The sequence below is a fragment of the Bradyrhizobium glycinis genome (genome assembly GCF_016031655.1).
Taxonomy (GTDB): domain Bacteria; phylum Pseudomonadota; class Alphaproteobacteria; order Rhizobiales; family Xanthobacteraceae; genus Bradyrhizobium; species Bradyrhizobium glycinis.
This window is the reverse complement of sequence record NZ_JACCHQ010000028.1, coordinates 12,205-29,976: the sequence shown is the minus strand read 5'-3', so window position 1 is coordinate 29,976 and position 17,772 is coordinate 12,205. Positions and strand designations below refer to the sequence as shown.

The 17,772-nt window shown below is 65.5% G+C and carries 14 protein-coding genes, 1 pseudogene and 1 riboswitch; of the genes and pseudogenes, 11 read left to right on the top strand and 4 right to left on the bottom strand.

All coding sequences use genetic code 11. From position 1 onward, the window contains the following. The first annotated feature begins 116 nt into the window (after window positions 1-116). The 3 genes from HZZ16_RS30165 to cysN are packed head-to-tail and all read left to right on the top strand — an operon-like array spanning window position 117 to window position 3,999. Window positions 117-1,136 (top strand): sulfotransferase family protein, encoded by a 1,020-nt coding sequence (locus HZZ16_RS30165; protein WP_197953553.1) that lies wholly within the window; start codon window positions 117-119, stop codon window positions 1,134-1,136. Window positions 1,137-1,180: 44 nt separating this feature from the next. Continuing rightward, on the top strand, window positions 1,181-2,104 hold the full coding sequence (gene cysD / locus HZZ16_RS30160) for a sulfate adenylyltransferase subunit CysD (RefSeq protein WP_246510543.1): 924 nt from the start codon (window positions 1,181-1,183) through the stop codon (window positions 2,102-2,104). Beyond that, window positions 2,104-3,999 carry a sulfate adenylyltransferase subunit CysN gene (cysN, locus tag HZZ16_RS30155; RefSeq protein WP_197953552.1) on the top strand — a complete coding sequence of 632 codons (1,896 nt, stop codon included), beginning with the start codon at window positions 2,104-2,106 and terminating at the stop codon, window positions 3,997-3,999. The genes cysD and cysN overlap by 1 nt, the downstream gene beginning before the upstream one ends. A 49-nt stretch (window positions 4,000-4,048) precedes the next feature. Here cysN and HZZ16_RS30150 read toward each other — a convergent pair whose 3' ends face one another. Beyond that, window positions 4,049-4,240: a DUF1674 domain-containing protein gene (locus HZZ16_RS30150; protein WP_197953550.1), complete on the bottom strand. Its 192-nt coding sequence runs from the start codon at window positions 4,238-4,240 to the stop codon at window positions 4,049-4,051. Between the two features lie 187 nt (window positions 4,241-4,427). Between HZZ16_RS30150 and HZZ16_RS30145 the strand changes: the two genes are divergently transcribed. From HZZ16_RS30145 to purH, 3 genes are all read left to right on the top strand, one after another. Next, on the top strand, window positions 4,428-5,774 hold the full coding sequence (locus HZZ16_RS30145) for an RsmB/NOP family class I SAM-dependent RNA methyltransferase (RefSeq protein WP_197953548.1): 1,347 nt from the start codon (window positions 4,428-4,430) through the stop codon (window positions 5,772-5,774). 158 nt (window positions 5,775-5,932) lie between these two features. Next, window positions 5,933-7,651, top strand: coding sequence for a heparinase II/III family protein (locus HZZ16_RS30140; protein WP_197953547.1), 1,719 nt, complete (start codon window positions 5,933-5,935; stop codon window positions 7,649-7,651). A 59-nt stretch (window positions 7,652-7,710) separates the two neighbouring features. Beyond that, a riboswitch (ZMP/ZTP riboswitch) is annotated at window positions 7,711-7,792 on the top strand. Between the two features lie 24 nt (window positions 7,793-7,816). Then, complete coding sequence (gene purH, locus HZZ16_RS30135) at window positions 7,817-9,409, top strand: bifunctional phosphoribosylaminoimidazolecarboxamide formyltransferase/IMP cyclohydrolase (RefSeq protein WP_197953546.1); 1,593 nt, start codon at window positions 7,817-7,819, stop codon at window positions 9,407-9,409. A 52-nt stretch (window positions 9,410-9,461) separates the two neighbouring features. Here the strand turns inward: purH and HZZ16_RS30130 are convergent, their stop codons facing one another. After that, window positions 9,462-10,847, bottom strand: coding sequence for an MFS transporter (locus tag HZZ16_RS30130; protein WP_197953545.1), 1,386 nt, complete (start codon window positions 10,845-10,847; stop codon window positions 9,462-9,464). A gap of 104 nt (window positions 10,848-10,951) precedes the next feature. Between HZZ16_RS30130 and ggt the strand changes: the two genes are divergently transcribed. Next, a complete protein-coding gene (ggt, locus tag HZZ16_RS30125) occupies window positions 10,952-12,700 on the top strand; it encodes a gamma-glutamyltransferase (RefSeq protein ID WP_197953544.1) in 1,749 nt (582 codons plus the stop codon). Between the two features lie 28 nt (window positions 12,701-12,728). Here ggt and HZZ16_RS30120 read toward each other — a convergent pair whose 3' ends face one another. Further along, on the bottom strand, window positions 12,729-13,394 hold the full coding sequence (locus tag HZZ16_RS30120) for a glutathione S-transferase family protein (protein WP_197953543.1): 666 nt from the start codon (window positions 13,392-13,394) through the stop codon (window positions 12,729-12,731). 165 nt (window positions 13,395-13,559) lie between these two features. On the opposite strand from HZZ16_RS30120, the gene HZZ16_RS30115 reads away from it, so the two are divergent. From HZZ16_RS30115 to panE, 4 genes are all read left to right on the top strand, one after another. Beyond that, window positions 13,560-14,153: a DUF2239 family protein gene (locus HZZ16_RS30115; RefSeq protein WP_197953542.1), complete on the top strand. Its 594-nt coding sequence runs from the start codon at window positions 13,560-13,562 to the stop codon at window positions 14,151-14,153. An 89-nt stretch (window positions 14,154-14,242) separates the two neighbouring features. After that, window positions 14,243-15,592 (top strand): MATE family efflux transporter, encoded by a 1,350-nt coding sequence (locus tag HZZ16_RS30110; RefSeq protein ID WP_197953540.1) that lies wholly within the window; start codon window positions 14,243-14,245, stop codon window positions 15,590-15,592. Window positions 15,593-15,694: 102 nt separating this feature from the next. Beyond that, window positions 15,695-16,303: a 2-hydroxychromene-2-carboxylate isomerase gene (locus HZZ16_RS30105; protein WP_197953538.1), complete on the top strand. Its 609-nt coding sequence runs from the start codon at window positions 15,695-15,697 to the stop codon at window positions 16,301-16,303. A 99-nt stretch (window positions 16,304-16,402) separates the two neighbouring features. Then, entirely contained in the window at window positions 16,403-17,326 is a 924-nt protein-coding gene (gene panE, locus HZZ16_RS30100; RefSeq protein ID WP_197953536.1) for a 2-dehydropantoate 2-reductase, read from the top strand. 86 nt (window positions 17,327-17,412) lie between these two features. On the opposite strand, the pseudogene HZZ16_RS30095 reads toward panE, so the two are convergent. Further along, a pseudogene (locus tag HZZ16_RS30095) lies at window positions 17,413-17,691 on the bottom strand (c-type cytochrome); the annotation flags it as partial. Window positions 17,692-17,772 lie beyond the last annotated feature (81 nt).

Genomic DNA, 17,772 nt, shown 5'->3' with positions numbered 1-17,772 from the left:
GTCGCAACCCCGATAAACCACGGGTTTGACGGCAACCATAAAACAACTATAGGTAGGAGGAGCCCCGAAAAGCGCGATCATCATCGCCAGCGGTATCTGTTCCAGGGAGCCCCAACATGAACAACAACCAGGTCTTCGCCGACTCCCTGCACCGAATGGCCGATCTGATACGCCAGCAGCCCAGCTCGCTCGACATGATGCCGCTCTCGCCAGTTGGCGAATTCCAAACCAGAACAGTCAGTCTCGAGACTTTGATGCGGGAAGTTACTGAGTGCCTTTCCGCAAGCTTTCGGCAGCGGCCGGCGCACGATTTTCCGATGCTGCATTTCGCATGGGGGAAATGCCGCGTCGGGTCGACGGCGCTGACTAACCTGTTTGGCACGATGGGAATGCCCTCATACTACCAGCCGGTGAAAGCCATCCTGCGCGATGCAATGGTCGGTAGCTCATTGAGACCTTGGATCGTGCCCTCAGCAAGCAATAGCCCGAATATCTTCAGCAAGGAGACGATGGGGCCCTATGTGCTCGCGGAAAGTCTGTTCAATCCGCTACAGATATTGATTGATGCGGGCTATCCGCGACACCGGCTCCATTGCATCATGCTCGACCGCGAACCGGCAAGTTCACTGGCGTCGTGGATCGAAAAATGGTCGGACCGCGCTTCTGAAAAAACGCTGGTCCACAATTACGTTGCCGCCGCCCTTAACGCGGTGCGGGTGGAGAATTATGCCAGGCGACACGGCATTCCGGTCACCCGTTACGTGTATGAAGTGAGCAAGGAGCCCGTATCATCGGTGCGCATCCTCTTCGACCGGCTCGGACTTTCGAACAGCTTTGCCGAAAAGGCGGTGACGTGCTGGCGGGAGACAGGACCGGACCAAGCGGATAACGCACGAGTTATATGGCCCAGTGAGGCGATTATTTACGACGTCCCCAATCTGCATACCTCCGATACAGCCTACCGCTACCAACGCCGCGCGACGTCCTCGCTGAGCCAGACGGTGCTGGACGTTCTTGAGTGTTGCGGCGTCAATGACGTCTATCGCGCTTCGGTTGCAGGCTGCGTTGGCGATCTCGGCCTCACTCGGGCGACGTCGGCGAAGTTGTTTGGCGATTGGTTCGCTGCGGCCGCATGACCATGTTGGAAGTGCCCACGATCGACGCGCCAGCCGTCCCCGGCATGGCCGATGGCAAGCAGCGCCGTATCACCACCAGCCATCTTCGACGGCTGGAGGCGGAAAGCATCCACATCCTGCGAGAGACGGCGGCCGAGTTCCGCAAGCCGGTCATGCTGTATTCCATCGGGAAGGACTCGTCGGTGCTGCTGCATCTGGCGATGAAGGCCTTTGATCCCGGCAAGCCGCCGTTTCCGCTGCTGCATGTCGATACGACTTGGAAGTTTCGCGAGATGATCGCGTTTCGGGACCGACGCGCGCGCGAGCTCGGCCTCGACCTGATCGTCCATACCAACAATGACGGATTGAGCCAGGGCATCGACCCTTTCAGCCACGGCTCGGCCCGCTACACCGACGTCATGAAGACGCAAGCGCTGCGACAGGCGCTGGACTTCCACGGCTTCGACGCCGCGATCGGAGGCGCGCGGCGGGACGAGGAGAAGTCGCGCGCCAAGGAGCGCGTGTTCTCGCATCGGAGCGCGGCGCATCGCTGGGATCCGAAGAACCAGCGGCCGGAGCTGTGGGGCCTGTACAACACGAGGCTCGCGCCCGGCGAGAGCATGCGGGTATTTCCGCTGTCGAACTGGACCGAGCTCGACGTGTGGGACTATATCCTGCTCGAGGACATCCCGATCGTTCCGCTCTATCTCGCAGCCTCGCGTCCCGTGGTCGAGCGCGACGGCGCGTTGATCATGGTGGACGACGACCGGATGCCGCTGCAGCCTGGCGAAGCGCCGCAATGGCGCTCCGTCAGGTTTCGCACCCTCGGCTGCTATCCCCTCACCGGCGCAACGAGCTCGACGGCGGCAACCCTGCCCGAGATCGTGCAGGAGATGACGGCGTCGCGCACCTCCGAGCGACAGGGACGCATGATCGACCGGGACAGTCCCGCATCGATGGAGCGCAAGAAGGCGGAAGGATATTTCTGATGTCCTATCACGAGGCATCGACGATCGCCGCCGCCGATGCGCCGCGGCTCGACCAGGACGATCGCCCGACGCTGCGTTTCGTCACCTGCGGCAGCGTCGACGACGGCAAGAGCACACTGGTCGGCCGGCTGCTCTACGATTCGAAGACGCTGCTCGACGACCAGCTCGACGCGCTCGCCTCGGAGAGCAAGACCGCCGGCACCACCGCCGGCGACCTCGACTTCGCGCTCCTGGTCGACGGGTTGCAGGCCGAGCGCGAGCAGGGCATCACCATCGACGTGGCCTACCGCTTCTTCGCCACGAAGCTGCGCCGCTTCATCGTCGCCGATACGCCGGGACACGCGCAATATACGCGCAACATGGCGACCGGCGCCTCCAATGCCGACCTTGCCGTGGTGCTGGTCGACGCGCGCAAGGGCGTGATCACGCAGACGCGGCGCCACAGCCACATCCTGTCGCTGCTCGGCATCCGCCACGTCGTGCTCGCCGTGAACAAGATGGACCTGATCGGATTCGACGGCGATCGCTTCGCTTCCATCACCGCCGAATACCTGACTCTGGCCGGCCAGCTCGGGATCTCGCAGGTCCAGTGCATCCCGGTCGTGGCGCCCGATGGCGACAACATCGTCGCTGCGAGCGCGCGCATGCTCTGGTACGAGGGGCCGACCATTACGGCCTATCTGGAATCGGTCAACGTGGCCGGGGACGCCTCGCAGCAGCCGTTCCGGCTGCCGGTGCAATGGGTGAGCCGACCGCATGCGGATTTTCGCGGCTTCTGCGGACGGATCGCGAGCGGAACGATCGCGCTAGGCGATGCCGTTCGCGCGCAGCCGTCGGGACACCAGACCCGCATCGCACGCATTCTCACGCCCGCCGGCGAACGCAATCATGCAAGACCGGGCGAGTCCATCACCCTCACGCTCGCCGACGAGATCGACGTCAGCCGCGGCGACGTGCTGACCGCCGGATCTGCAGCGCCGGTGTCGGATCAGCTCGCGGCTCATCTCGTCTGGTTCGATGGCGAGGCCATGGTCACCGGCCGGCGCTATTTGCTCCGGTGCGGCACCGCCTCGACCGGCGCGGTGATCACGGAACTCAAGCATCGGATCGCCATCGACACCATGGCGCGGGAAAGCGCCACCACGCTCGACGTCAACGAGATCGGCTATGTCCATCTCGATCTCGACCGCCCGCTGGTGTTCGAGGCCTATCGCGACAACCGCGACATGGGCAGCTTCATCCTGATCGACCCGATCAGCCATCGCACTGCCGCGGCGGGAATGATCGACATGTCGCTCCGCCGCGCCACCAACGTTCATTGGCAGCGGCTTGCGGTCGACAAATCCGTGCGGGCCCGGCTGAAGCAGCAACGGCCCTGCGTGCTCTGGTTCACGGGGTTGAGCGGCGCCGGCAAATCGACCATCGCCAATCTCGTCGACAGCCGGCTTGCCGAGCTCGGGCGCCATGCCGCGTTGCTCGACGGCGACAATCTCCGTCACGGCATCAACCGCGACCTCGGCTTTACCAATGCGGAGAGAACCGAGAACGTCCGGCGCGTCGCGGAGATCGCGGCGCTGTTCGTCGATGCCGGCTTGATCGCGCTGGTGGCGCTGATCTCGCCGTTCCGCAGCGAGCGCGAGCTGGCGCGCCAGCGGCTCGAAGCGGGCGAGTTCATCGAGATCCATGTCGCGACGCCGCTTGCCGAATGCGAGCGCCGCGATCCCAAGGGGCTCTATCGCAAGGCCCGGGCGGGCCAGTTGCCGGCATTCACCGGCATCGATCACCCCTACGAAGCGCCGCTGGCGCCGGACATCACCATCGACACCTCGGAACTGTCGAGCGAGGCGGCCTGCGAACGCATCATCCGCTACTTGCGAGAGCACAATTACCTGTGACGACCGGGACGAGTTCTGCCCGGCGTATCCAACCGCTCCGACCGCGAGATCAGAAGTCGGACGCGATGCCCTTGCGCTCCCAATCGCCGTAGCGGGTGGGCTCGGGCCCCTGCGGACCCTGCAACTCCTTCGCCTTGGTCTCGTCATTGGCGGCCGCAGCTTGCCGGCGCGCCTCGGCCTCGGCCAGCGCGCGCTGGGCGGCCGGCGACAGCGGTTTGCGATCGGGAACGGGGTCACTCATCGCCGCGCTTTCTAGCCCAGGACCGGGCACAACGCGATGCCCAATAACGCATTTCTGAAATCGGCTCGGAGCGCTGAAAAACCCGCAAGCGATTCTTACATTTGGCATATTCGCATGTCAGAGATCGCCTTCTCAAGGCATGCGCCATCGCGGCGGAACTGCCGCTCGTTCAGAACCTTGCTTCCGCATGCCATCTCAACGTTTCGTCCCTCCATCCGAAGTGCCCGGCCTTGCGGCGCGACGGATTGCCGCCGACATCGTTGACGGCGTTCTGCACAAGCACCGCACGCTCGACGACCAGCTCGACGGCGGCGGTGCCCATCCCGGACTGAAGACGCTGGCCGACCGCGACCGCGCGCTGATGCGCCGCCTGGTCGCCACCGTGCTGCGCCGGCTCGGCACGCTCGGCCATGTGCTGTCCCGCCTGCTCGACAAGGGCATTCCCTCCGATGCGCCGCGGGCGCAGAGCGCACTTTTGATCGGAGCCGCGCAGATCCTTTGGATGGACGTGCCGGATCACGCCGCGGTCGATCTCTCCGTCCGCCTCGTGCAATCCGACCGCCGCGCCGCGCGCTATGCCGGTCTCGTCAATGCCGTGCTGCGCCGCTGTGCGCGCGAGGGCAAGGCGCTGGCCGAGGAGGTCGCGACGCAATCGCTGGATCTGCCGCCATGGCTGCTCGCGCGCTGGAGCGCGCATTATGGCGAGGCGACCGCACGAGACATGGCATCGGCGCTCGGCCACGAACCTTCGCTCGATCTCACGGTGAAATCGGATCCCGCCCAATGGGCGAGCCGCCTGCATGGCGAGATGCTGCCGACGGGAACGGTGCGGATGCTGCTGCACGGTTCGGTGACCATGCTGCCCGGCTTCGCCGAAGGACAATGGTGGGTGCAGGACGCCGCCGCCGCGTTGCCCGCCCGACTGTTCGGCGACGTCAAAGGCAAGTCCATTGCCGATCTCTGCGCCGCCCCCGGCGGCAAGACCGCCCAGCTGGTGCTCTCAGGCGCGCAAGTCACGGCGATCGACCGCTCGCCGGCGCGGGTGGCGCGTTTGCGCGAAAACCTGACGCGGCTGTCGCTGCAGGCCGAGACCATCGTCGCTGACGCCGTGGAATGGGCCGGCCCGGCCGAGGCCTTTGATGGTATTCTGATCGATGCGCCCTGCACCTCCACCGGCACGATCCGCCGGCATCCCGACGTCGCATGGCTGCGGCAGGACTCCGACATCGCTCCCCTGGCCGCGCTCCAGCAGCGGCTGCTGCGCAAGTCGGTGTCGCTGCTCAAGCCGGGCGGGACGCTGGTCTATTGCACCTGTTCGCTGGAACCCGAGGAGGGTGAACAGGCGGTGGCGGCACTGCTCGCCGCCGAGCCCGCGCTTCGCCGCGCTCCGATCGTGGCATCGGAGGTTGCAGGCCTCGACGAAATCCTCAACCGGGACGGCGACCTGCGCACCCTGCCCTGCCATCTGCCGAACGCCGATCCCAGGCTCGGCGGGCTCGACGGATTTTTCGCGGCCCGGCTCGTTAAATCCTGATTTTGCACTGGATTTTGCGATCACGACGCTGATTCGCGCCGTTCAAGGTGGTGTCAGGCGTCCGATTTTGGGATTAATAAGGATTCGTCGGAATCCTCTCTCCCCCATCAAGGCAAGGCGTGTCGGTCGCTCAACGCAGACGTATCTCGACGCTGGTCATGAACCGCTTCGCGCGGAACATGCTCGCGCGCGCGAGCGGCGGTTCCGTTGCGCTGTCGCGGGTCTGGCCCGGCCGTACCGACCGGCTGATCATCGCGCCGCATGATTTGCGTACCGCTGATGCGACCCGCGCCGCCGAGATCTATGCCGGCCGCTTCGTCTTCGCCGGCAAGATCGTCAATTGCCACGGCCGCTCGATCTTCGATCTCGAGCCGCCGTCGGAGGATTGGGAGGTTGCGCTGCTCGGCTTCGGCTGGCTGCGGCACTTGCGCGCCGCCGACACGGCGCTGACGCGGGCGAACGCGCGCGCGCTCATCGAGGACTGGATCGGCAACCCCGCCAACAAGCGCCGTCCCGTCGCGCGCCGCGCCGACGTGCTGGCGCGGCGCGTGATCTCGCTGCTGTCGCAGGCGCCGCTGGTGCTGAACGAGACCGACAACAAGTTCTACCGCCGTTACTTGCGCGCCCTCGCGCGCGAGATCCGCTTCCTGCGTTACACCATGGTCGACATTCCGGACGGGGTGCCGAAGCTGCAGGTGCTGATCGCGCTGTGCTATGCGTCCCTGTGCCTCGCCAATCAGACGCGTCACATCCGCAGCGCCTCCAAGAAGCTATCCGACGAATTGCAACGGCAGATCCTGCCCGATGGCGGCCACATCTCGCGCAATCCGGGCGCGCTGATCGAGCTCTTGATCGACCTCTTGCCACTGCGGCAGACTTTTGCCGCGCGCAATATCGCACCGCCGCCGGCGCTGCTCAATGCGATCGACCGCATGATGCCGATGCTGCGCTTCTTCCGGCACGGCGACGGCAATTTTGCCCTGTTCAACGGCATGAGCGCGACGTCTTCAGACCTGCTCGCCACGCTGCTCGCCTATGACGACACCCACGGCGCGCCGATGGCGAACATGCCGCATACCGGCTTTCAGCGCCTCGATGCCGGCCAGACCACTGTGATCATCGACACCGGCCCGCCGCCGCCCGCCGGCGTCAGCCACGACGCCCATGCCGGCTGCCTGTCGTTCGAACTGTCGTCCGGCATCAGCCGTATCGTCACCAATTGCGGCATGCCGACCACAGGCCGCGACAATTGGCGACCGTTCGCGCGCAGCACGGCGGCGCATTCGACGCTGACCTACCACGAGACGTCGTCATGTCAGTTCGTCGAGATGTCGGCGATGAAGCGGCTCCTGCACGGTGCGCCCGTCACCAGCGGCCCCGTCGAGGTCGAGAGCTATCGCGAAATCGTGCAGAACGGCACACTGCTCACGACCTCGCATGACGGCTATCTCGCCAAGTTCGGCGCAATTCACCGCCGCGTGCTGATGATCGCCAATGACGGCGCGCGCATCGACGGCGAGGACACGCTATCGCCGCCGCAGGGCGGGCGCTTCAAGGGCGCCGATGCCGATTTCGCGCTGCGCTTCCATCTGCATCCCGCAGTGAAGGCGAGCCGGCTGTCGGATGCGCGCGGTGTCATGCTGGTGCTACCGAACCGCGACGTCTGGACCTTCGAGGCATTGGACGACAAGGTCGATCTCGAGGACAGCGTATTCCTGGCCGGCAATGACGGCCCGCGCCGCACCGCCCAGATCGTGATCCGTCAGAACGCCCGCCAGGCGCCGTCGATCCGCTGGAGCTTTATCCGCTCCACCGCCTCGCCCGCGGTGACCAATGCCCGCCGCAACGCCCGCCGCGAGCCGGAACTTCCGTTGTAAACAGGCGCGATCCGGCCCTATCTCGTCGTTGTGAAAAACGACGAAAGCTGCTATCGAGCGCTCGCTCGCGCGACTGGCGACCTTGGATGGAGCACCATCGGGAAGCGCGGGACAGATCCGCCGCGCGCCTGGGCATAGACACTCCCTGAACAGAGGATCTTGCTCATGACTGACAATCCCCGCCGCGTCACCCGCGCCCTTCTTTCCGTCTCCGACAAGACCGGCCTGATCGAGTTCGCCAAGGCGCTCGCCGCGCACGATGTCGAGCTTGTCTCGACCGGTGGCACCGCGAAAGCGATCGCCGCGGCCGGCCTTAAGGTGAAGGACGTCTCCGACCTAACCGGCTTCCCCGAGATGATGGACGGCCGCGTCAAGACGCTGCATCCGAAGGTGCATGGCGGCCTGCTCGCGATCCGCGACAACAAGGACCATGCGGAGGCGATGAAGGCGCACGGCATCGCGCCGATCGACCTGCTCGTCGTCAATCTCTATCCGTTCGAAGCGACCGTCGACAAAGGCGCGGGCTTCGAGGATTGCATCGAGAACATCGACATCGGCGGCCCCGCGATGATCCGGGCCGCTGCCAAGAACCACGACGATGTCGCCGTCGTCGTCGAGGCGCAGGACTATCAGGCCGTGCTCGACGAGCTCGCCGCCAACAAGGGCGCGACCACCCTGAAGCTGCGCCGTCGGCTGGCCGCAAAGGCCTATGCGCGCACCGCGGCCTATGACGCCGCGATCTCGAACTGGTTCAACTGTCAGCTCGAGATCGACGCGCCCGACTTCCGCGCTTTCGGCGGCCGGCTGATCCAGTCGCTGCGTTATGGCGAGAACCCGCACCAGACCGCCGCGTTCTATGCGACGCCGGAGAAGCGTCCTGGCGTCTCGACCGCGCGGCAGCTCCAGGGCAAGGAGCTCTCCTACAACAACATCAACGACACCGATGCGGCCTATGAATGCATCGGCGAGTTCGACGCCAGGCGCACCGCGGCCTGCGTCATCGTCAAGCATGCCAATCCCTGCGGCGTCGCCGAAGGGCCGAACCTCGTCGAGGCCTATCGCAGGGCACTGGCCTGCGATTCAACGTCCGCGTTCGGCGGCATCATCGCGATGAACCGTCCGCTCGATGCCGACACCGCGCGCGAGATCACCAAGATCTTCACCGAGGTCATTATCGCGCCCGATGCCAGCGAAGAGGCGATCGCCATCATCGGCGGCAAGAAGAACCTGCGCCTGCTGCTAGCCGGCAGCCTGCCCGATCCGCGTGCGCCGGGCCTGACTGCCAAGACTGTAGCCGGCGGCCTGCTGGTGCAGAGCCGCGACAACGCCGTGGTCGACGACATGACGTTCAAGGTCGTGACCAAGCGCGCGCCGACGGATGCGGAAATGCGCGACCTGAAATTCGCGTTCCGGGTTGCAAAACACGTCAAGTCCAACACCATCATCTACGCTAGGGATCTCGCCACCGTCGGTATCGGCGCGGGCCAGATGAGCCGGGTGGATTCAGCGCGGATCGCCGCGCGCAAGGCGCAGGATGCGGCAGCCGAGCTGAAGCTCGCCGAGCCGCTCACCAAGGGCTCGGTGGTGGCCTCGGATGCGTTCTTCCCGTTCGCCGACGGCATGCTCGCCTGCATCGAAGCCGGCGCCACCGCCGTGGTGCAGCCCGGCGGCTCCATGCGCGACGACGAGGTCATCAAAGCCGCCGACGAGCACGGCATCGCCATGGTGTTCACGGGAACGCGGCACTTCAGGCACTGACACGATCTGCGTAGCCCGGGAGCGCAGCGTAATCCGGGCTACGGTATGCGGGCTAGTCCCGCACCCGCATCAACAGCCCCAATCCCGCGACGAAGAACACGACGAGCACGGCCATGCCGGCCTTCTGGCTGGCGGTCAGCGCGGTGACCATGCCGATCAGGAGCGGGCCGATGAACGACGTCACCTTTCCCGTCAGCGCGAACAGGCCGAAATATTGCGCGATGCGATCCTTCGGTGCGAGATGGATCAACAGCGTGCGGGAAGCAGCCTGGAGCGGGCCGCCAGCGGCACCGATCAGGCAGCCCAGCACCAGATAAGCCCGCTCGGCCGCGCTCGAGAACAGAGGAGCGCCGGCTTGCGGCGGCGCGGTCTTGACGAACAGGACACTGTCCTTGTCGACCAGAAGAATCGCGGCCACCGACAGCAGCAGGACCAGCAGGCTGCCGGCGATGACGCGCTTCGGCCCGAGACGATCATCCAGCTTGCCGCCGAGCCACGCGCCGAGCGCGCCGGCAATCGCGAGCATGATGCCGAACGTCCCGATCTGGATCGTGTGCCAGCCGAAGGTGCCGGCGGCATAGATGCCACCGAAGGCGAACAGCGACACCAGGCCATCGGTGTAGATCATGTTGGCGAGCAGGAATGCCGCGAGCGATTTCTGCCTCGGCAGATTCTTGATCGACTGCTTCAGTTCCGACAGACCCTCGCGCAGCGCCTCGCGCAACGGGCGCTTCGCCGGATAATCCGGCGTGAACAGGAACATCGGCGTCACGAAGATGATGAACCAGAGCCCGGTGAGCGGGCCGGCGGCACGGTCGCCCTGATGCGTGACGGGATCGAGCCCGAACAACGGCGCGAAGCCGAGCAGCGTGCGGCCGGTCTCGGGATTGGCAGCGAGGAAGCCGAGCACGATGATCAGGCTGACGATGCCGCCGATGTAGCCCGTGGCCCAGCCGGTGCCGGAAAGCCGTCCGATCCGTTCCGGCGGCACCAGGGTCGGCATCATCGCATTGTTGAAGAGGGTGGCGAATTCCGCGCCGACGCTGGCGAGCGCCACCGCCGTAAGCAGCGGGGCAATCACGGCGACATCGCCCGGCTTGCCGATCCACAGCGTGCAAGATGCCAGCACCAGCACCAGGCCGAATCCGGCGATCCATGGCTTCCTGCGGCCGGCCGAGTCGGCGATCGCTCCCAGCACCGGGGACAGCAGCGCGATCGCAAGGCCCGCCGCAGCCATCGCAAAGCCCCACAGCGACTGCCCGGCGGCGGGATTGGGCGCCACGCTGGTCGCGAAATAGGGCGCGAACACGAAAGTCGTGATCAGCGTGAAATAGGGCTGCGCGGCCCAGTCGAAGAAGATCCAGCTGACGACGGCGGCGCGCGGCGGATAAGACCGCTGCGCGCCGGCCACGCGCAGATCCGGGGCGATCGTCGTCATCACGCGGTCCTCATCACGAACAGTTTTGCCTCTCTTTGAGCAAACGGTATAGCATTGCCGTGAGGCGTGTGAACTGGCCCGAGGCCGCGGCGGAAATTTTGACGATGTCATCATATTCGACACGGCGGACATTCTTCGCCTTCACAGCCATTCTGGCGTTCGCTCTCGCTCCCGCGACCGCTCAGGACGCACGGCAGGGCTATGTCCCGCCGGCACGCGAGGCGGTGCGCGCCGTCGCCGCCGAGCAAGGCATGGTGGCGGCGCAGGAGAGGATCTCCGCGCAGATCGGCGCCGAGATACTGCGGCGAGGCGGCAACGCGGTCGACGCTGCGGTCGCGACCGGCTTTGCGATGGCGGTGACCTATCCGCGTGCCGGCAATATCGGCGGCGGCGGCTTCATGGTGATCCATTCCGCCGACCGCAATGAAGACATCACGATCGACTATCGCGAGACCGCGCCGGCCGCGACCACGCCGCAGATCTTCCTCGGCGCCGACGGCAAGCCCGACGCGACGAAGTCACGCGATTCCGCGCTCGGCATCGGCGTGCCTGGCACCGTCGCCGGCCTCGCGCTCGCGCTCGAGAAATACGGCTCGGGTCAGTTCACGCTGGCGCAACTGCTGGCGCCCGCCATCGGGCTCGCACGCGATGGCTTCATCATCAGCGACGACATGGCCGATACGCTCCCGAGCTGGCACCGGCGGCTGGCACGCTGGCCTTCCTCGGCCAGGATCTTCTCGCGTCCGGATGGCGCGCCGCTGGGGGAAGGCGATCGGCTGGTGCAGGGCGATCTCGCCGAAACACTGGCGGCCGTCGCCGCGCTCGGACCGCGGGGATTCTACGAGGGGCCGGTCGCCGAGAAACTTGCCAAGGCCGTGACCGATGCCGGCGGCGTCATGACGCCGGCCGACCTCAAGGCCTATCAGCCGGTCATCCGCACGCCGGTGCGTGGCAGCTACCGCGGCTATGACATCGTCTCGATGCCGCTGCCATCGTCCGGCGGCGTCGTGCTGGTGGAGACGCTCAACATTCTCGAGGGCTTTCCGCTTGCCGATCTAAAGCAGGGATCGGCGGCGTCGCTGCATCTGTTGATCGAAGCCATGAAGCGCGCTTATGCCGACCGCGCCCGCTATCTCGGTGATCCCGCCTTCGTCAACGCGCCGATCGAGACGCTCGTCGCGAAGGACTATGCCGCCAAGCTGCGGGCGAACATTTCCCCCGAGCGCGCCACGCCCTCGAAGGAGCTCGTGTCTGCTTCTGCCGCGCCGCGTGAGGGCAGCAACACCACGCACTTTTCCGTCGTCGATGCCCGCGGCAACGCCGTCAGCAACACTTATACGTTGAATTTCAGCTATGGCGTCGGCCTCGTCGCCGACGGCACGGGCGTGTTGCTCAACAACGAGCTCGACGATTTCACCGCGGCAATCGGTGCTTCCAATGCCTATGGCCTCGTCGGCTTCGAAGCGAATCTTCCCGGACCCAGTAAGCGGCCGCTGTCGTCGATGTCACCGACCATCGTGCTGAGGGACGGCAAGCCGGTGCTGGTGACAGGCTCGCCCGGCGGCAGCCGCATCATCTCGACCGTGCTTCAGGTGATCGTCAACGTGCTCGACTACAAGATGGATGTTGCGGCCGCGGTCGCGACGCCGCGGCTGCACCATCAATGGCTGCCGGATGAAGTGCGCGTCGAGCGGGGCTTTCCCGAGGGCGTGCTGCTCGAGCTGAAGGCGATGGGGCACCTCGTCGTCGAGCCGATGGGGCAGACTTCGGCGAATTCGATCATGGTGACACCGAACGGACCGCTGGGCGCAGCCGACCCGCGCACGCGCGGTGCGGAGGCAGCCGGGCAGTAACCTGCTCCGGAATGACGGGGTAGAAACTTTACCGCCCGACCTGATACGGCCCGCCCTTCTCCAGCGCGCGCGCATACGCAGGCCGGGCGTGAATGCGCTCCAGGAACGTCATCGCCTTGGGATGACCCTGCTCGAGCCCGCCGCGGGCTTGGGCCGCTTCGAGCGGAAAGCTCATCTGGATATCGGCCGCGGTGAACTCACTGCCGGCGAACCATTCGCTCTTGCCGAGCTCGCCTTCCCAATAATCCATGTGCTGCTTGAGCTGCGGATTGACCAGCGCGGTCAGCGCCTGGTTGCAGACCTTGCGCACCAGCGGGCGCAGCAGGGCGGGCGCGCGCTTCGGCATCAGCGTGAACAGCAGCTTGAGCAGCAGCGGCTGCATCGCGGACCCTTCCGCATAGTGCAGCCAATAGGTGTAGCGCAGCCGCTCCGGCGTGTTCGGCGGCGGGATCAGCCGTCCGTTGCCGTAGGTGGCGATGAGGTATTCGATGATCGCGCCGGACTCGGCGATGGTGTTGCCGTTGTCGGTGATGACGGGCGATTTGCCGAGCGGATGGATGGCGCGCAGCTCCTTCGGCGCGCGCATGTCCGGCTGGCGCTGATAGCGCACGATCTCGTAAGGGACGCCCAGCTCCTCGAGCAGCCACAGCACACGCTGCGAGCGGGAATTGTTGAGGTGGTGAACGGTCAGCATCGCGGGGTCCTCAAGGCTTGGACTTGGGCTTAGGCGTGGTCGATCGGCCGCGCCGTTGGTGCCAGCCCGGGAACACATTGTCGAGCCGTCATTGCAGGTATTTTCACCCGGGTATATTGACGCGGAGAATTTACCCGGGTATTAAATCCAATAACGCGATCAAATATGGCAATGATTCCAATGCAAGGGACCTACACAGCCTTCGCCGGCCAGCGCCGGCTGGCCTCTGGCACTGCGGGCGATGTCGCGCTCGCGGTGAAACGGGCGACAGAGCCGCTGGACCAGCCGATCATCATCTTTGACGACGCCACCGGGCGGTCGATCGATTTCGACCTGCGCGGCGAGGATCGCGAGGTGCTGGCCCGGCTGGCAACGCTCATGCCGCAAGCCGAGACGACTGACGCACCCGCAGAGCCGCGCGGACGCGGCCGGCCGAAACTCGGCGTGGTCGCGCGCGAGGTGACCTTGCTGCCGCGGCACTGGGAGTGGCTCAACGCGCAGGCCGGCGGCGCTTCGGTCGCGCTGCGCAAGCTCGTCGACGAGGCCAGGCGCGCCAGCGGCGACAAGGACCGCGAGCGGCAGGCGCGCGATGCGGCCTATCACTTCATGTCGACCATGGCCGGCGATCTGCCGCAGTTCGAGGAAGCCTCGCGCGCGCTGTTCGCAAATGACCGGCGACGCTTCACCGTCCTGATCGCGGACTGGCCGGCCGACATCCGCGACCACATCGTCAAGCTCGCCTACAGCGACCGCGCTTAAACCGCGCGCCGCGTCTCACAACCCCATCGACGGCCAAGCCGCGCATTGCGCGGCAACGGCCTCGCACGCCCTGATGAAAGGCCAATGCCATGTCTGCCGCAAAGTCGCTCTGGACCACATTCCTCCGCTTCCTCGCACCCCTGATTCTGAGCAACGCGCTGCAATCGCTGTTCGGCACCGTCAGCAACGTCTATCTCGGCCAGATGATCGGCGTCGACGCGCTCGCCGCGGTCTCGGCGTTCTTCCCGGTGATGTTCTTCCTGTTCGCCTTCGTCATCGGCCTGAGCACCGGCGCCACCGTGCTGATCGGCCAGGCCTTCGGCGCGGGCGAGCATGACCGGATCAAGATCATCGTCGGCACGACACTCGCCGTCGGCCTGCTGCTCTCGATTGCGATTGCACTCGTTGGCGGCATCTTCAGTCGTGAACTGATGATGGCGCTCGCGACGCCCGCGGACATTCTCGATCAAGCCAGCGCCTATGCGCGCATTATGCTGTTGACGATGCCGCTCGGCTTCGTGTTCCTGCTGATGACGGCGATGATCCGCGGCGTCGGCGATGGACTGACGCCGCTGCTGGCGCTGGCCTTGTCGACAGCGATCGGCTTGATCCTGACGCCGATGCTGATCCGCGGCACGATCGGATTGCCGGCCGTCGGCATCACCAGTCCTGCCTGGGCGGCTGCGATCTCGAACACGCTGACGCTGATCTTGCTGGCCGCCTACCTGCTGCGGAGAAAGCACGCACTCGCGCCGGACGCGACGCTGCTGCGTCACCTGCGGCTGAACGGCGCCGTGCTCGGCAAAGTCCTCGGCATCGGCCTGCCGAGCGCGATCGGCATGGTGGTGATGGCCATCGCCGAGCTTGTGCTGCTCGGCCTCGTCAACGGCTTCGGTTCGAATGCCACCGCGGCCTATGGCGCCGTCAACCAGGTAATGGGCTACACCCAGTTCACGGCGATGTCGATCTCGATCGCCGTCTCGATCCTCGGTGCCCAGGCCGTCGGCGGCGGCGACCTAGCCCGGCTTGACGGCATCGTGCGGACGGGCCTTGCGTTCAACATCGTCCTGACCGGCGGGCTGGTGGCGCTTATCTACCTCGCGCCGCGCGCGGTGCTCGGTATCTTCATCACCGACGGCGCCGTGCTGGATCTGGCGAAGGAATTGCTCAACATTGCCTTGTGGAGCTCGGTACCGTTCGGGCTCGCCACCGTGTTCTCGGGCGCGATGCGCGGCGCCGGCGTCGCGTTGACGCCGATGCTGCTGTCCATCTTCGCGATTGCCGCAATCGAGCTGCCGGCCGCAATCATCCTCAGCCATACGGTCGGCCTGACCGGCGTATGGGCCGCTTACCCAATCGTGTTCTGCACCATGTTGATCCTGCAGACGGGCTATTACCACCTGGTGTGGCGCAAGCGTGCGATCCGGCGCCTGATCTGACCGTCAAAGTATTATGACCGTCATTAAACGATGGACCTGTGGCGCGCCCTGCGTCACAATGAGGAAAAGGCAACTCAGAGAGCCAGGCCAGGGAGAATGATTTTGACCCGCACCGCCCCGCAATTCCTGTTCGATTTCGGTAGCCCCAACGCCTATCTCAGCCATCTGGCGATACCGGCCATCGAACAGCGGATCGGCGTCAAGTTCGAATATGTGCCGATCCTGCTCGGCGGCATCTTCAAATCGACGAACAACAAGTCACCGGCCGAGACGCTCGCCGGCATCAAGAACAAGCGGGAGTTCCAGCAGATCGAGACCGAGCGTTTCATCAAGCGCTTCCATGTCCAGCCCTATGTCTGGAATCCGCACTTTCCCGTCAACACGCTGAACCTGATGCGTGCGGCGATCGCGGCGCAGCTCGAGGGCGCGTTTGAGAGATATGTCGAGGCCGCCTTCCACCACATGTGGCGCGAGCCGAAGAAGATGGACGATCCCGAGATTGCGGCGAAGGCGCTGGCCTCGTCCGGCCTCGATGCGCAAAAGTTGTTTGCCCGCAGCCAGGAACCCGAGGTCAAGGCCAGACTGATCAAGAACACCGAGGAGGCGGTCGCCCGCGGCGCGTTCGGTTCGCCGACTTTCTTCGTCGGCAACGAAATGTTCTTCGGCAAGGAGCAGCTGCGCGAGGTCGAGGAGATGGTGTCGGGAAAGTGAAGCGCGCGAATGGCGCGTAGCGAATAGCGAGTGGAAATCGCACCCACTATTCGCTACTCCCTATTCGCCATTCGCCAATAATAAAAGCGGAGTTCTCCCATGCGTATCCTCGTGGTCGGCGCCGGCGCCATCGGCGGCTATTTCGGTGGCAGGCTGTTGCAGGCCGGCCGCGACGTGACCTTCCTGGTCCGGCCGCGCCGCGCCGGCGAGCTCGCGAGCGCCGGCCTCGTCATCAAGAGCCCGAACGGCGATGTGACCTTGAAGAACCCGCCGACGGTTCAGGCCGACGCGCTCAAGGACAAGTTCGACGTCGTGCTGCTCAGCTGCAAGGCGTTCGACCTCGACGACGCCATCAAGTCGTTCGCCCCGGCGGTCGGGCCCAACACCGCGATCATCCCGATGCTCAACGGCATGAAGCATCTCGACACGCTGGATATGAGGTTCGGCAAGGAGCGCGTGCTCGGCGGCCTCTGCGCCATCGCCGCGACCTTGAACGAGAAGCGCGAGGTGGTGCAGCTCCAGCCGATGCAGTCGCTCAGCTACGGCGAGCGCGACGGCACGATGTCGGACCGGGTGAAGGCGATCGACGAGGCCTTCAAGAGCGGCATCAATGGCGCCAGCGCCAGCCAGAACATCATGCAGGACATGTGGGAGAAGTGGGTGTTCCTGTCCTCGCTCGCGGCAAGCACCAGCCTGATGCGGACGTCCGTCGGCAACATCCTTGCCGCGCCCGGCGGCCGGGATTTCCTGCTCGGCATGCTGGATGAGACCAGCGCGGTTGCCGCAGCGTCAGGCTATCCGCCGGGCGGCCCGTTCTTCGATCGCGTCAAAGGCAATCTCACCACCGAAGGCTCGCCGTTGACGGCATCGATGTTCCGCGACATCAAGGCGGGCCTGCCTGTCGAAGCCGATCACGTCATCGGCGACCTCATCGCCCGCGCCGACGCCGCCAAGGTGCCGGTGCCGAAGCTGCGCATCGCATATACGCATCTGAAGGCGTATGAGCAACAGCGGGCGGGGTAGGGTGCGCGCAACACACCGCTGTCGTCCCGGACAAGCGCGCCCCAAGCGCGCGCCCCAGGACGACAGTTTGCCGAAGCGGCTCCGCGCTATTTCAAATGCGCGAGATAGTGCGAGACCGCGGTGATTTCCTCATCGCTCATGTGATAGGCGACGTCGGCCATCGCGGCGACGCCGCCGCCGACGCGCTGGCCGGCCTTGTAATCGTGCAGTGCCTTGACGAGATATTCCTCGCGCTGGCCGGCGAGCCGCGCCACCGCCTTGGTGCCGGTATAGCTGTCCGTGTGGCATGAGGCGCAGCGGCGGCCGGCGGCAACCTGCGCGCCTTTCTTCGACAGGTCCGGATCCTTGTCCTCGGGGCCCTTCGGCGCGGGCGCGTCGTTGTCAGGCGACCCGAGGGCTGCACATACAAAAGTGCGAAAACAACCCCATGCACAGTAGAACCGCGC